The following is a 14,492-nucleotide window of genomic DNA, read 5'->3' on the forward strand; positions in this document are numbered from 1 at the left end:
CTTGAGCTGTTTAAATTTCCTTTTTTATCAACCCAAAAATAGAAGTCAGATTATTTTCTTCTGATGTGAAGATTTCTTCTGTTGTATATTTTCTCAGTTCACCCGAGGTGGTTTCACCGATTGAAAAAATTTTCATTCCTTCTAAAGAGTTGAGTTTTGCAAAACTACGAACTCCGCTTGGACTAAAAAAAACTGCAGCATGATATTTTTCAGGTACGGAAGGATAGATTTCTTCTGTATTGTAGACTGTGATCTTTTTGTAGCGGATATTCTGCAAAGGAAGCTCATTATCCAGCACATCGATAGCCAGATTGCCACAGAAGTGAAGGAACTGTTCGTGCTGACAGTTTCCGATGATAAACCTGGAAAGTGTCTCTGCATTTTTCAATACTTTAAACGTTCCGAAACCGAATTTTCTCAGTTCACGTTTCGTTTTTTCACCGACGCAGTATATTTTATTGTAATTTTTCGCCGTAAAATCCTCATTAGGCTTAAACCCATTGATGAAAAATGATCTCACTCCATTCACACTGGTAAAGATCAGGGAATTGTTTTTTAAATCAAATGCAGCCGTTTTTATAGGTTCCGTTCTAATTACCTCAATACATTCAGCCGAAATATCCGATCCTAATTCTCTGGATAATAATGTGGCATCTATGGTTTTGGTAAATAGAATTTTCATTAGGGTCTGTCTTTTAAGTGTAAATCGGTAACCAGTATTCTTACTTTTTTCATGAAATCTTTTCCCGGATCATCTTTTATCGTAAAATAATTCGGGTCGGTTTCCTTCCAAAGTTTAGAATCCCTAAAGATACCATATTCTGAATGACCAATAAGATATTCTATATTGTATTTTTTAGTTAAAGCTCTAATTAATTGTGCGTTTGCTAAAGTTTGCTTTTCTGTAAGCGGCTGATTTCTGCTTCCGATATTTTCAATACCGATGGCGCGGTAATTAAGTCCAATCGTATGTCTTGCAAACATATTAGCTTCCATAAGCTGATAAATCGTGCCGTCCCGGTCTACAATATATTGCGAAGAAACATTCAGTGTGCTTTGTTTTTTCAAAGTGCCTCTGGCAGATTCAAGATGCGTTTTATTGAAATACTTATAATTGGTTTCCACCGTTCCTCCTGCTGTATAATGCAGTACAATTATTTTGGGTGAGATCGTGGGTTTATTCTGAATGATGTTATAATGGTCTTTTAAATATTCCAGACTAAGGCGGGCTCTTTCGGGAGAATAATCAATCGGTTTATTAATGATTGGAAATTCCGCAGTTTGAGCTTTCGTACAGTAGGCAATCAATATAAATAATGCATAGATCAGGTTTTTCATAAAGATGCTTATTTTTGGTATTGATAATGTCCTGTGATTGTATATTTGAAAAGGACATCCTCCACAACCTGTCCACTTCCTATATTATGTACGATCAGAAACCTCTTTCCGTCAGCTGATTTTTTATTCACAACAATTCCGATGTGCGTCAAATTTCCAGGTAAAATCCAGGTAACAATATCTCCGGGAATATATAAGGCGGGATTGGTTTCAATAGACTTTTCTTTTCCAAATTTAGAAAAAAAGACGGCAAGATTGGGAACCCTGCGATGGTCAATATTCGTGTCTGGCTTTTTTAATCCCCAGGTTTTCGGATATTTCGAAAAGTTTTTTACCATATCCTCATGTACTTCCTTTTGAAGATCAATGCCAAGTTTTCGGTAGCTCCTAATAATGACATCCGTACAGACTCCCTTGTCTGCAGGGACATCTCCGTTGGGATATTTCAGGACAAAATAGGTCGGATCATATTTAATTGTACGGTCTACGAGGCTCAATGCAGAAGCAGACAATTGAAGCGCAAATTTATTCTGTGCATTAACGAATACACAAAGTAGAAATATGAATAAAAAAAAGGATTTTTTCATTGTTTCTGCACTTGGGAAAATAAAAGTATAAACCTTGGTAAAATTCCTAATAAGAATTTTTAATTTCCGTCATCAGCTCCTTACCTCCATTTTCAAGAACGATCTTTGCGAACTTTTCTCCAAAATTCTCAATCTCGTTATACTCGAAGTTTTCGTCGGTAGCGATGCAGTTTTTGCCGTCCAGAGAACATAAAGCTGCCTTGAAACGGATCTGGTTTTCGATGATTTCTGCATAAGCGCCGATAGGAGCGGTACATCCGCCTTCCAGAGTGCTCAGGAAATTTCTTTCGATTTCTACACAGATCTGGGTATTCTTATGATTAATCTCACTTAGGATCTGATTGATCTCTGTTTTGTCCGAATGACCGGCCACAGCAATTGCTCCCTGGGAAGCAGCCGGAATCATCAGTGGAAGCATCTCATAATCAATGTCCATCTTCATTCTTTTGATTCCTGCCAGTGATAAAATGGTGGCATCAAAATCTCCATCTTCCAGTTTCTGAAGACGGGTCTGGATATTCCCGCGTATATCTGAAAATTCAGCGTAAGGATAATTCTTTAACCAGAATGCTCTTCTTCTCAAGCTGCTGGTTGCGAGCTTAAGTTCGTGGAATTCTTTATTTCTTGCAGATTCCTTTCTGATCAGTACGTCCTGTGGAAAATCCCTTTCCAGATAAGAAATGATCTCAATGTTTTGAGGAAGCAGGGTTGGAACGTCTTTTAAAGAGTGTACGGCAATATCAATTTCGTCATTCAGTAATGCGACATCAAGGTCTCTAGTGAAAACCCCGGTGATCCCTAAAGAATAAAGTGGTTGGGTTAGGTTTTTATCGCCTGAAGATACAATAGGGACGATTTCCGTTAAATAATTACGGTTTTGAAGGTGCCTCGCAACTTCTCTTGCCTGCCAAAGTGCCAATGCGGAATTTCTTGTTCCGATTCTAATGCTTTTCATTGAATTCGTTGTTTGGTTGTTCAACTAATATTTCGTGCATTAATTTACTAATTTCTTCGGCTTTTAAAGGATTATCGATGATAAATTTTGCAAAACGGTTGGTGATTTTCTGGATCATTTTGTCAGAAAGCTCCATGTCCGTGATATTTATGTATTTATTTTTTTTGTAAAAGTTATGCATTTCATTGCGTTCCATATTCTTCAGAACTGCTTTGAAATGGTGGATATTTGGAGCGAGCTTTCTCTTTTTTTCCCACTCAAGGAAGTCTTTCATCAGTTCCTTGATAATTTTTTCAGCTTTGGGAATCTCTTTTTCCCTTTGCTGAATGGTTTCCTGAATCTGTTTTGAAAGCTCATCCACATCGATCAGGGTTACATTTTCATTTTCTGTAACATTCTTTTCAACATTATGCGGAATAGAAAGGTCGATCACTAAAGTTTCCTTTCCGTTCGGGAAATGGGATTTGTTGACAATCGGGTGTTTGGCTCCCGTTGCAACGATAAGAATATCCGTGTTTTTCAATTCTTCATCAAATTCAGAATAATCAACATGGGGAATATTGTATTTTTCGGAAATTTTTTCAGCTTTCTCCTGCGTTCTGTTGGCAATTTTAATTTTAGGCTGGTAAACATGTTTTACCAGGTTTTCAACTGTATTTTGCCCGATCTCACCTACCCCTAAAAGAAGAATATTTTTCTCCGTGATTTTCTTTTGACTGTTCAGGATATAATGAACGGCCGCATAGGAAACCGAAGCAGCACCGTTGGAAATTCCCGTTTCATTTTTAATTCTTTTCGAAATTTGGATGGCAGCGTTAATCGCTCTTTCCAGATACGGATTAGAATTCTGTCTTTCTTTTTTGAATCGGCTGTATGCTTTTTTTATCTGCCCGATGATCTCAAAATCACCGATGATCTGGCTTTCCAGTCCCGCTGCCACTCTGAACAGGTGAATCAGCGCCTCTTCTTTGGTCAGAATATTCGCAAACTGCAGGAAGTCTGTAAGATGCACTCCAATGGTTTTGCAGTATTCTTCGGCTACCAGAAGATAGTTCGGTGAAGTGGTATAGATCTCCGTCCTGTTACAGGTAGAAACTACAAATGCATCTCCTAAATCCACATTGTGAATTCTGGTGACGAAGTTCTTGATGTTCTCATCAAAAAATGCAAATTTCCCTCTCGTTTCTACATCGGCCTTTTCGTAACTGATGGAAAGCACAGCAAAATTCGATGTTTGATGGATGTTGGAATATTGTAACATAAGCAGTCGCAAATTTACGGTTTTTTTAATTAAGTAACCTCTGATAATGTATATGATAATTATCGTGAAAAACTATGGTGAGAAGGGAGAAAAATGAAATAGAAAGTTTGAAAATGTCAGCGTAATAGCAGAGCGGTGAATAAGAAAATATTTTATAGTCAGTATTTTATCATTTTTTAACAAAGCCCTTTTGCTGTTTTCCATGGAAATACTTCTGTCTCCCGTCTTAACGCTTTCTCCCATTAATTTTAGTTTAAATCAGGCTCTGTAAATGATTAAAGCAAAAGTTAATATAGAATTATAAATTTTAATAAAATTTTAACCAAATTATATGCTCGTTAAATTTCTTTGGTAGTGTTAAATTTATATCTTTGTAAACTTAAAATCAGAAGAAAAATATGAGTTTATTCGATATGTTTACGCAAGAAATTGCGATAGACCTTGGTACTGCCAATACCCTTATCATCCATAATAATAAAATTGTTATAGATCAGCCGTCAATTGTTGCAATTGAACGTTCTACGGGTAGGCCAATTGCGGTCGGTGAGCAGGCTAAGCATATGCAGGGTAAAACTCATGAGGATATCAAAACCATCCGTCCGCTGAAGGATGGGGTGATTGCAGATTTCCATGCTTCTGAACATATGATCAAGGAATTTATCAAAAAAATTCCTGGAATTAAAGGTAAATTCATACAGCCGGCACTGAGAATCGTTATCTGTATCCCTTCTGGTATTACTGAAGTTGAAAAAAGAGCGGTAAGAGATTCTGCTCAGAAAGTCAACGCAAAAGAAGTAAGGCTGATCTACGAACCAATGGCTGCTGCAATAGGAGTCGGGATCGACGTACAGAAGCCTGAGGGTAATATGATCATCGACATAGGTGGTGGTACTACGGAAATTGCTGTAGTAGCATTAGGAGGTATCGTATGTGACAAGTCTGTGAAAATTGCAGGTGACGTATTTACCAATGATATCGCTTACTATCTTAGAACTCATCATAACCTTTACATCGGGGAAAGAACGGCAGAAAGAATCAAAATTGAAGTAGGTTCTGCTGTAGAAGATCTTGATGTGGACATTGAAGATATCCCGGTACAAGGTAGAGACCTGATTACAGGGAAACCTAAAGAGATCATGGTAGGCTACAAAGAAATTGCACGTGCACTGGATAAATCTATCATCAGAATTGAAGATGCAGTAATGGAAACACTTTCTCTTACTCCACCGGAACTGGCTGCTGATATTTACAAAACAGGGATTTATCTTGCCGGAGGAGGTGCTTTATTGAGAGGTCTTGCGGACAGATTACATAAAAAGACCGGTCTTCCTGTATTTGTTGCAGAAGATCCGTTAAGAGCTGTAGTTCGCGGAACCGGTATTGCCCTTAAGAATATGGATAAATTCAATTTCTTAATTAAATAATTTTAACCTTTTACGACAATATATCTGAATGGGATTTTTGCTGAGATTATTTTCGAAGAATGCTCTTTTTGTCTTCTTTATATTCCTGCAGATTGTTGCTCTGGTTCTGATATTCTCTAAAAATGCCATGCAGAAATCATGGGTGGCAGGCCAGTCAGCTGCGCTGAATTCTTGGATTTCAGGATATATTGATGAAGGAGTTTCTTATCTGAAGCTGAAACAGATCAATGAAGATCTTGTGGCTCAGAACAAATCCCTGATGACCCAGCTTTATGGGAAAGAAGGAGGAAAGAATCCTGTATTCAAAAAAGTTCATGATACTTTGGGAGGTGGCCAGATCTATACTTTCGTAGATGGGGAGATTGTTTTCAATAGTATCAACAGAAGAAACAATTACTTTACCATCAACCGTGGCCGCAGAGACGGAGTTTTCCCGCAGATGGGCGTTATGGCTCCGAAAGGGATTGCCGGAATTGTAATCAATTCTACAGACAGTTATGCTTTGGTACAGTCTGTTTTAAGTGTTAATAGGATCAGGATCAATGCTTCGCTTAAAAATTCAGGATATTTCGGGACTTTAACCTGGAACGGTGATAATTCAAGAGTGATGCACCTTGCAGATATTCCTAAATATGTTGCTTTAAAAGTAGGCGATACCGTTGTTACAGACGGAAAATCCGCTATTTTTCCTAAAGGTGTAATGATTGGAACCATCGCTGGGTATTCCGTAGATAATAAAACCGGTTTCTGGGACATTTCCGTAGAGCTGAGCGAAAAAATGGGTGCTTTAAGTAAAGTATTCGTCGTGAAAAATCTTAAAAAGGCCGAAGTACAAAGAATTCAGGATACATTACAGACGGTAATAAAAAAAGAAAATGATTAGCAGGACTCTATTTACCGACATATTGATCATGATCTTCCTGGTTGCATTACAGATTTTTGTACTGAACAGGATCACGATATTCGGAAAGTACACCCCGGTTCTTTACCCGGTGTTTGTCATGTTTTATCCTTTCTTCAGAAATAAATACCAGTTTTTAGCTTTAAGCTTTTTAATAGGACTTTCCGTAGATGCGTTCCTATATTCATGGGGGATCAATGCTTTTGCAACGACTCTGATTGCTTATTTCAGGACGCTGATCTTCAGAACTTCCACAGATACTTCCACAGACTTCTTCTCATTTCAGTCCCTGCAGTGGGCGCAGTTCTTATTATTTCTGTTTTCAAGTATCTTCCTGCACCAGCTATTAGTGCAGTACATTGAATTTTTTAAATTTAGCCGTTTTTTCGAAATATTACTTAATGTAGTGATCACAAGTATAATTTCCTTTATATTTATAGTGGTTTACGCATTAATATTTAAAATCAAACAAAAAGTTTGAACACACGTTATTTAAAAATCTTTGCCGTTCTTGTAGTCATCGCTCTTATTTTTGTAGCGAGGCTTTCTTATTTACAGCTGTTTACAGACCGTTATGCTTTAAATGCTGCCAATACCTCCATTAAAACTGAATATGTTATTCCACAGAGAGGTGTGGTTTTTGACAGAAACGGTAAGATCCTAGTAGGAAATCAGCCTGCTTACGAGATCTCCTTTACCCAGGCTCTCATGAAGCCGGATTTTGATACTCTCGGATTCTGCAGCCTTATGCAGATCAGCAAAACTGATTTTATCAAAAGGATTGATCTCATTAAAAAAGAAAAATACTATTCCAAGCTGACTCCTATGACTTTTCTGAAGGATCTCAGCAGAGAAGATATCGCCAGAGTGCAGGAAATTATTTTCAAATATCCCGCATTTAGCATTGTGTCTAGACCTCAGCGACAGTACGAAGTGGCAACTTCAGGCAATCTTTTAGGATACACCAGTGAGGTGAATGAAAGAGAAATAAAAAAAGATTCCACGTATTATTTGCCCGGGGATTTTATTGGAAAAACAGGAGTTGAAAAATCATATGAAAAAGAACTCCGTGGGGTAAAAGGAATAAAGTATATTCAAAAGGATATCAGACTCAGAAATATAGGATCTTATAAAAACGGAACACTAGACAAGGACGTAATTACCGGAAAAGATATTACGCTAACCATTGACTATGACCTTCAAAGAATGGCAGAAGAAATGCTTGTTGACAAGCATGGTGCAATTGTAGCCATAGATCCGAACAATGGTGAAATTCTAACGTTGGCTACAGGTCCGGACATTGATCCAAACCTATTTACAGGTCCCTATAAATCTAAAAACCTTTATGCCCTGTCAAAAGATACCCTGTACGAAAACAAACCTACGTTTGATAGGTCTGTGCAGGCAGCTTATCCACCGGGTTCTACTTTCAAGCTGCTTACTGCCCTGGCAGGAATGCAAATGGGAGTAATGGATGAAAATACAATTTTCCCTTGTGGCGGAGGTTTTTTCTATAAAGGACTAAGAATTAAAGGACATGGAGGAGCTGAGCCATTGATTCCGTCTATTCAGGTTTCAAGTAACTGTTATTTCTCCCACGCTTATATAGCGATTATGAATAAATATCCAGGTGACCCTTCCAGAGGAGTGGATGAATGGAAAAAGATCATGAGTAGCTTTTGGGGTTGGTGAATTCCTGAATAATGATATTGCAGTTGGCTCGCCGGGAAGAATTCCTTCAGGTAAGTTTTACGAAAAAAGAACAGGTAAAAAAGACTGGAGCTCTGCCTATACAATGAATGGTTCTATTTTCAACGGGATGGGTCAGGGAGATGTTCTTGTCACTCCTCTTCAGTTGGCTAATTATGTTGCTGCCATTGCTAATAAAGGGTGGTTTTATACTCCTCATATCGTTAAATCTATTGATGGAAAACCTAATCCGGACCCGAGATTCAAAACAAAACATAAAACACTTGTAGATCCCAAGCACTTCGAGCCAGTACTTAAAGGTATGGAGGCTGTAGTATTAAGAGGTACTGCGAGAAGCTTAAAATCCAATGATTTTACACAACTTGCGAAAACAGGAACTGCACAGGTTCCCCAAGGAAAAGATAACTCTATTTTTGTTTTAATTGCACCAGCTGATAAACCTAAAATCGTTGTGGCTGCAGTAATGGAGCATGCAGGATTTGGAGCTACATGGGCCGGGCCTGCCTGTACCGTGATTGCTGAAAAATACATTACCGGAGATCTGAAAAGAGAGAACCTTTATAAGAAAATGACCAGTGCCAGCTTTATGCCTGAGTACAAAAGACAGTGGGTTGCTGATCTTAAACGTAAAGGACTATACAAAGATCCTAAGGCAGACTCTGCGACTTTAAAAAGAAAACAGGACAGCCTGAACTTTATTAAAGCGCAAAAAGCAAAACTGCAGAAAAAAATAGAAGAGGAAACCAAGAACAATACTAAAAATACAAAGCGATGAAATGGGCAGAAGGAATAGATAAGCTGGGTCTGGGACTGTATTTCCTGCTTTGTATATTTGCAATTGCGAATATTTACAGTGTTGACCAGAAATTGGGAGAAAAACAGTTGATCTTTTTTGGTATTTCTTTGTTTGTGGGACTCCTGATTTTTTTCAGCAGAAGCAAATTCTTTGAAAATATGTCCGGTATCATTTACATTGGAGGAGTTTTACTTTTGATAGGGCTTTTTCCTTTTGGTAAGGAAATTCTTGGTCAGAAGAACTGGTATAAATTCGGAAGCTTTACGATGCAACCGGTAGAATTTGCAAAAATAGGCACAGCACTTATGGTTGCCAATTATATTTCAGGACCGGATTTTAATTTAAGTAATAGAAAATCTTTATTAACGATATTAGCCATTATCGGGATTCCGGCAGTTGTTGTACTGGCAATTCCTGATGTAGGCTCGTTATTAGTTTTTACCGCATTTTTTGTTGCCTTGTACAGAGAGGGGTTAAATGGTTTACTTTTCGGTATTGGATTCCTTTTTGCCGGCGTTTTCCTTATTTCGTTAGCTGTAAACCCTTTGTATGTTGTTGGCGTTATTCTGTTAATTGCGGCAGGGTGGATCGCAATGAATTATTATAAAATGTCCTGGAACGTTATCTCCATTGGAAGTATTGTGGGATCTATTCTGCTTTTATGTGGATTGGCTTTTGCATCACCTTACATTTTAGAAAAACTTCCTAAGCACCAGAGAGAGAGAATTGAGGTTCTTTATAAAGGGGAAAAAGCATTCAGAGATACATCAGGATACAACTTATTATATTCAAAAACGGCCATCGGATCCGGTGGAGTTTTAGGAAAAGGATACCGTGAAGGATCCGTAACACAGGGAAAATTTGTTCCAGAACAGGAAACTGACTATATTTTCTGTACCGTAGGTGAAGAATGGGGCTTTGTGGGCAGTGCAATTCTGGTATTATGCTATATGGTTTATATTGGTCGTATCTATTATCTCGCTGAAAAACAGAAGTCGACCTTTAACCGTGTATTTGGATATTGTTTTGCTTCCATCCTCATGATGCACTTTACCATCAATTTAGGAATGGTTATGGGGCTTTTTCCTACTGTTGGTATTCCTCTTCCTTATTTCAGTTATGGAGGTAGTTCACTGCTTGCCTTTTCTATGATGACTTTCATCTTCTTTAAACTTAATTATTCGGATAAAAACAGTTTAGTTTAAATTGTTATAGTGCAGAAGTTTTTAATACTTCCTTAAAATCCGTTTATCAGCCTTAATATAACTCACATAATTACTGTCATGATGAAGGATGCATATATCTTGGATCAATATTTCGAAAACGATAGTTTTGCACAACAGCCTTTGGATAAGTGCGAATACGAGAACTGTACATTCAGGAATTATAATTTTGAATATGCAGATCTTTCTGATTTTGTTTTTACAGACTGCGAATTTATAGGATGTAATCTAAGCATGGCAAAACTGATTAAAACCGCTTTCCGAAACATCCGTTTTAAAGAATGTAAAATGTTCGGGCTTCAGTTCAATGAATGTAATGGTTTCGGTATTTCGTTTATATTTGAAGAATGTTCCCTTAATAACTCTGTCTTTTATCAGACATCAGTTAAAAAAACAGTTTTCAGAAATTCAAAATTAATAGAAACTGATTTTACAGAATGTGATCTGTCCGGCTCGATAGTCTCCGGTTGTGATCTGTCCGGTGCTATTTTCGATCAAACCAACCTCGAAAAAGCCGATCTCAGGACTTCTTTCCATTATTCCATAGATCCTGCCATAAATCGTCTTAAAAAGGCTAGGTTTTCACTTCCCGAAGTGCATGGTCTTCTCTACAAACTGGATATTGTAATCGATAAAGATTAGAAGTTAGAAATTAGAGCTTAGATAATGTGAAAGAAGTAAGAACATCTTTTATTTATATTTAGGATCTAAAATTCATTCTATCCACTATTATTCCCTTCAATGAAGGGGTGGTTTTTTGCAAAGCAAAAAGATGGGGTAGTTAACAAAGTATACAAACAAATTAAAAAATAAAAAGCCATCAGATATCTGATGGCTTCATTATTTAAATCAATTATTTAAAATTAAAAACTTGTCGCTGTGGATGGAGTAGAAGCTGCTAAATTGTTATAAGCGTCTCCGTTCTCGTTGATCACTCTTTTTGCAAACCTGAATTTAGGTCCCCAGTAAGAATCATTCAGCGAAGAGATCATTACCCCTTTAGAAGTGGCTGCATGGATGAATTTGATTTCACCTTCCTCAGTTACACTTTCTACGATACCTACGTGAGAGATTCTTCTACCGTGTGAAAAGAAGATCAAGTCTCCTTTCTGAAGATCTCCTTTGTCAATACTTTCTCCTTCCTGAGCCTGAGAAGCTGCTACTCTTGGTAAGTTAAGTCCTGCTGCTGCCCCGAATACTGAAAGAACGAAAGCTGAACAATCAATACCTCTTCTTGTCATCCCTCCGTATCTGTAAGGAGTTCCAAGGTATGTTTCAGCTTCTGTAAGGATATTGTCGATCGTTTTATTGTATTTGACTGCCTTTGCAATCTCTGAATTCTTGATAGCTTTTTTCGCATTAGCGATAGATGCTGCTTTTTCCGCAAGGAAAGAATCAATAAGCCTTTGCTTATCAAGCTCCATTTTCTTATTATCAATAGAAGCTAGTTTGGCATCTGTTTTGTATTCTTTAGCGTAAGTTGCTGGTTGTGAAACTACATAATTTGTAGCGCATGATTGAACTGAAACTGTAGACACTAAAGCAACTAAATAAAACAAAACTCTTTTCTTCATATATATTTGATTATCCGTGTTAAAAGGAATATTTATTTTCTAAAAGCATTACAAAAGTAGAGATTCCGAATAAAAGACCCCTGATATGATTATTGTCAGGTTCTTTATTTAACACATTTTAACATATTATTTAAGTATGTTAAAGAAAAACAAACCGCAAGCGCCTATTTTTGGTAAGCCTGCGGTTTTTTTTATTAAGATTCTTTAACAAAATAAATGATCTTTTCTCTGTTTATCGGATTTTGAGATTCAAAACTCTAATTTTCAGGGGTGTTAATAAAACAAAAAAAACTCCCCGGAAAAACCGGGGAGCTTAACTAATATGGAACTTTACAGATGTTATTTTGTGAATAACATTTCTCTATATTTAGTCATTGGCCAAAGCTCATCATCCACCATCATTTCAAGATCATCAGAAGCTTCTCTGATCACATCAAATAAAGGAATCACTTTGGTGCAGTAAGTTTCTGCCTGCTTTTGACTATTGGATACAGCTTTCGCTGCTTCTCTTGCTTTAATAAGATCCTCAACGCCCAGTTTAATTTTGGAAACGTTTTCAGAGATATTGGTGATTAAGCTCATTTGCTCTTTCGCCAGTGTTTTGAATTCCTTGTCAGGGAATATTTCTTTAAGACCTTTTACGTTCTCGATCAGTCTATTCTGATAATTTAAAGCAGAAGGAATGATATGGTTTCTTGCGATATCACTTAAAACTCTTGCTTCAATATCAATGACAGTAGAATATTTTTCTAATTTGATTTCGTTTCTTGCCTCAACCTCTCTGTGAGTAAATACTCCGATTTCTTCGTAAAGAGCAACGAATTTTTTATCCATTTCCTGTTTAAGCGCTTCAGGAGTGGTTTTTAAGTTGTTCAAAACCTCTCTTTTTAGCTTCTTTCGCCCAGTCATCAGAATATCCGTCACCTTCAAACATAATGCTCTTACACTGCTTGATGTACTCTCTCAATACATTGAAAATCGCTTCGTCTTTTTTAAGACCTGTTTCAATAAGAGCATCAACTTCTTTTTTGAAATCGATCAATTGTTTTGCAGCGATCGTGTTCATTACCGTCATAGATTCTGCACAATTCGCAGAAGATCCTACCGCTCTGATCTCGAATTTATTTCCTGTAAATGCAAATGGAGAAGTTCTGTTTCTATCTGTGTTATCCAGAAGAATTTCAGGAATTTTTCCAACAACATTTAATTTAAGATCTGTTTTTTCATCCGGAGAAAGTTTTCCTTCCGTTACTTTTTCCAATTCTTCCAACACTCTGAACAACTGGCTTCCGATGAATACGGAAATAATTGCAGGTGGAGCTTCGTTGGCGCCTAATCTGTGGTCGTTACTTGCAGATGCGATACTTGCTCTTAAAAGATCAGCATATTCGTAAACTGCTTTGATGGTATTAACGAAGAATGTTAAGAACTGTAGGTTTTTCTTAGGGTTTTTTCCCGGACTTAAAAGGTTTTCACCTGTATCAGTGGCTAAAGACCAGTTGTTGTGCTTCCCGCTTCCGTTTACTCCTGCAAACGGTTTTTCGTGGAATAAAATATGGAAGTGGTGCTTGTGAGCAATTCTTGCCATAATGTCCATCAACAAAGAGTTGTGATCTACAGCAACGTTTACTTCCTCAAACATTGGGGCAAGCTCAAATTGGTTTGGTGCTACCTCGTTATGTCTTGTCGTTACAGGAATTCCCAGTTTCATACATTCGATCTCCAGCTCTTTCATGAAGTTCATTACCCTTGTCGGGATAGAACCGAAATAGTGGTCGTCCAGCTGTTGTCCTTTAGCAGGAGAATGTCCTAATAAAGTCTTTCCTGTTAAAACAAGGTCCGGACGGGATTGGAATAATGCAGAATCAACTAAGAAATATTCTTGCTCCCAGCCCAAAGTGGGAGTTACTTTCGTTACGTTTTTGTCAAAATACTGCATTACATTCGTTGCAGCTTCATCTACAGCATTCAAAGCTCTTAAAAGAGGTGCTTTATAATCTAAAGTTTCTCCTGTATAAGAAATAAAGATAGAAGGGATACATAAAGTAGTTCCCATAATGAACGCCGGAGAGGTAGGATCCCATGCGGTATAGCCTCTTGCCTCGAAAGTATTTCTGATTCCTCCGTTCGGGAAAGAAGAAGCGTCAGGCTCCTGCTGGATCAGTAAGTTTCCGCTGAATCTTTCAATGGCTCTGCCTCCTTCGATTGGTGTGAAGAAAGAATCATGCTTTTCTGCAGTAGTTCCTGTCAAAGGTTGAAACCAGTGCGTGTAGTGAGTTGCTCCTTTGCTCATTGCCCAGTCTTTCATAGCTACAGCTACCTGATCCGCAATGTGTCTCTGGATTTTTGTTCCTTTTTTGATAGCATCCATAATAGACTGAAATGCTTCCTTTGTCAGATATTCTCTCATGGTCTCTTCTGAGAAAACATTCTGGCAGAATAATTCTGACAATTTTCCTGGAACCTCAACAGAATTATCTCTTCTGAAGTCCTTAAATGGTAAAGTTTCTAACGCTTTGAATCTTAAAGTTGACATATTAAGGTGGTATTTTGTGGGGCAAATTTACAAAAAAAATGAATTCAAAACATTTTACCCTATAAAAATTTAGGGGTCTCTTTGAAATTGTTTGAAATTTAATATTGGTCTTAGTGTTTTTTGAAGGAGGGGTAAGTAACAGATGAGATTTAATATTTAGCTTATAATACCTTCACAAGCATATTGT

The 14,492-nt window shown here is 37.4% G+C and carries 11 protein-coding genes and 2 pseudogenes; 6 read left to right on the forward strand and 7 right to left on the reverse strand.

Annotation, left to right across the window (positions count from 1 at the left end; all coding sequences use genetic code 11):
- Positions 1-10: 10 nt before the first annotated feature.
- The 5 genes from QF044_RS19135 to hemA are packed head-to-tail and all read right to left on the reverse strand — an operon-like array spanning position 11 to position 4,141.
- Complete coding sequence (locus QF044_RS19135; protein ID WP_307270755.1) at positions 11-682, reverse strand: uroporphyrinogen-III synthase; 672 nt, start codon at positions 680-682, stop codon at positions 11-13.
- Positions 682-1,338 (reverse strand): peptidoglycan recognition family protein, encoded by a 657-nt coding sequence (locus QF044_RS19140; RefSeq protein WP_307270757.1) that lies wholly within the window; start codon positions 1,336-1,338, stop codon positions 682-684. Before QF044_RS19140 ends, QF044_RS19135 begins: the two co-directional genes overlap by 1 nt.
- A gap of 8 nt (positions 1,339-1,346) precedes the next feature.
- A complete protein-coding gene (locus QF044_RS19145; protein WP_307270761.1) occupies positions 1,347-1,925 on the reverse strand; it encodes a DUF1287 domain-containing protein in 579 nt (192 codons plus the stop codon).
- 46 nt (positions 1,926-1,971) lie between these two features.
- Entirely contained in the window at positions 1,972-2,880 is a 909-nt protein-coding gene (gene hemC / locus QF044_RS19150) for a hydroxymethylbilane synthase (RefSeq protein ID WP_307270763.1), read from the reverse strand.
- Positions 2,867-4,141, reverse strand: coding sequence for a glutamyl-tRNA reductase (gene hemA / locus QF044_RS19155; protein WP_307270765.1), 1,275 nt, complete (start codon positions 4,139-4,141; stop codon positions 2,867-2,869). Before hemA ends, hemC begins: the two co-directional genes overlap by 14 nt.
- A 398-nt stretch (positions 4,142-4,539) precedes the next feature.
- Between hemA and QF044_RS19160 the strand changes: the two genes are divergently transcribed.
- The 6 genes and pseudogenes from QF044_RS19160 (at position 4,540) to QF044_RS19185 (ending at position 10,837) form a co-directional block, all read left to right on the forward strand.
- A complete protein-coding gene (locus QF044_RS19160) occupies positions 4,540-5,565 on the forward strand; it encodes a rod shape-determining protein (RefSeq protein WP_027381028.1) in 1,026 nt (341 codons plus the stop codon).
- A gap of 28 nt (positions 5,566-5,593) precedes the next feature.
- A complete protein-coding gene (gene mreC / locus QF044_RS19165; RefSeq protein ID WP_307270783.1) occupies positions 5,594-6,448 on the forward strand; it encodes a rod shape-determining protein MreC in 855 nt (284 codons plus the stop codon).
- Positions 6,441-6,947 carry a hypothetical protein gene (locus QF044_RS19170; RefSeq protein WP_034724152.1) on the forward strand — a complete coding sequence of 169 codons (507 nt, stop codon included), beginning with the start codon at positions 6,441-6,443 and terminating at the stop codon, positions 6,945-6,947. Before mreC ends, QF044_RS19170 begins: the two co-directional genes overlap by 8 nt.
- Positions 6,944-8,951 (forward strand): annotated as a pseudogene (locus QF044_RS19175) (penicillin-binding transpeptidase domain-containing protein). Before QF044_RS19170 ends, QF044_RS19175 begins: the two are co-directional and overlap by 4 nt.
- Entirely contained in the window at positions 8,948-10,177 is a 1,230-nt protein-coding gene (gene rodA, locus QF044_RS19180) for a rod shape-determining protein RodA (RefSeq protein WP_307270788.1), read from the forward strand. The pseudogene QF044_RS19175 and the gene rodA overlap by 4 nt, the downstream one beginning before the upstream one ends.
- A 78-nt stretch (positions 10,178-10,255) precedes the next feature.
- On the forward strand, positions 10,256-10,837 hold the full coding sequence (locus tag QF044_RS19185; protein WP_307270791.1) for a pentapeptide repeat-containing protein: 582 nt from the start codon (positions 10,256-10,258) through the stop codon (positions 10,835-10,837).
- A 221-nt stretch (positions 10,838-11,058) separates the two neighbouring features.
- Here QF044_RS19185 and QF044_RS19190 read toward each other — a convergent pair whose 3' ends face one another.
- Both QF044_RS19190 and QF044_RS19195 read right to left on the reverse strand, forming a co-directional pair.
- Complete coding sequence (locus QF044_RS19190; RefSeq protein WP_307270794.1) at positions 11,059-11,769, reverse strand: C40 family peptidase; 711 nt, start codon at positions 11,767-11,769, stop codon at positions 11,059-11,061.
- Between the two features lie 339 nt (positions 11,770-12,108).
- A pseudogene (locus tag QF044_RS19195) lies at positions 12,109-14,305 on the reverse strand (glutamine synthetase III).
- Positions 14,306-14,492 lie beyond the last annotated feature (187 nt).

Origin of the sequence: Chryseobacterium sp. W4I1 (assembly GCF_030816115.1) — a bacterium.
In the GTDB taxonomy this organism is placed as follows: Bacteria; Bacteroidota; Bacteroidia; order Flavobacteriales; family Weeksellaceae; genus Chryseobacterium.

Bases quoted from the DNA above. Each gene is read 5' to 3' on its own strand.
- QF044_RS19185 (WP_307270791.1), top strand. From the start codon at position 10,256: ATGATGAAGGATGCATATATCTTGGATCAATATTTCGAAAACGATAGT.
- hemA (WP_307270765.1), bottom strand. From the start codon at position 4,141: ATGTTACAATATTCCAACATCCATCAAACATCGAATTTTGCTGTGCTT.
- QF044_RS19190 (WP_307270794.1), bottom strand. From the start codon at position 11,769: ATGAAGAAAAGAGTTTTGTTTTATTTAGTTGCTTTAGTGTCTACAGTT.
- rodA (WP_307270788.1), top strand. From the start codon at position 8,948: ATGAAATGGGCAGAAGGAATAGATAAGCTGGGTCTGGGACTGTATTTC.
- QF044_RS19170 (WP_034724152.1), top strand. From the start codon at position 6,441: ATGATTAGCAGGACTCTATTTACCGACATATTGATCATGATCTTCCTG.
- QF044_RS19140 (WP_307270757.1), bottom strand. From the start codon at position 1,338: ATGAAAAACCTGATCTATGCATTATTTATATTGATTGCCTACTGTACG.
- QF044_RS19135 (WP_307270755.1), bottom strand. From the start codon at position 682: ATGAAAATTCTATTTACCAAAACCATAGATGCCACATTATTATCCAGA.
- QF044_RS19160 (WP_027381028.1), top strand. From the start codon at position 4,540: ATGAGTTTATTCGATATGTTTACGCAAGAAATTGCGATAGACCTTGGT.
- mreC (WP_307270783.1), top strand. From the start codon at position 5,594: ATGGGATTTTTGCTGAGATTATTTTCGAAGAATGCTCTTTTTGTCTTC.
- hemC (WP_307270763.1), bottom strand. From the start codon at position 2,880: ATGAAAAGCATTAGAATCGGAACAAGAAATTCCGCATTGGCACTTTGG.
- QF044_RS19145 (WP_307270761.1), bottom strand. From the start codon at position 1,925: ATGAAAAAATCCTTTTTTTTATTCATATTTCTACTTTGTGTATTCGTT.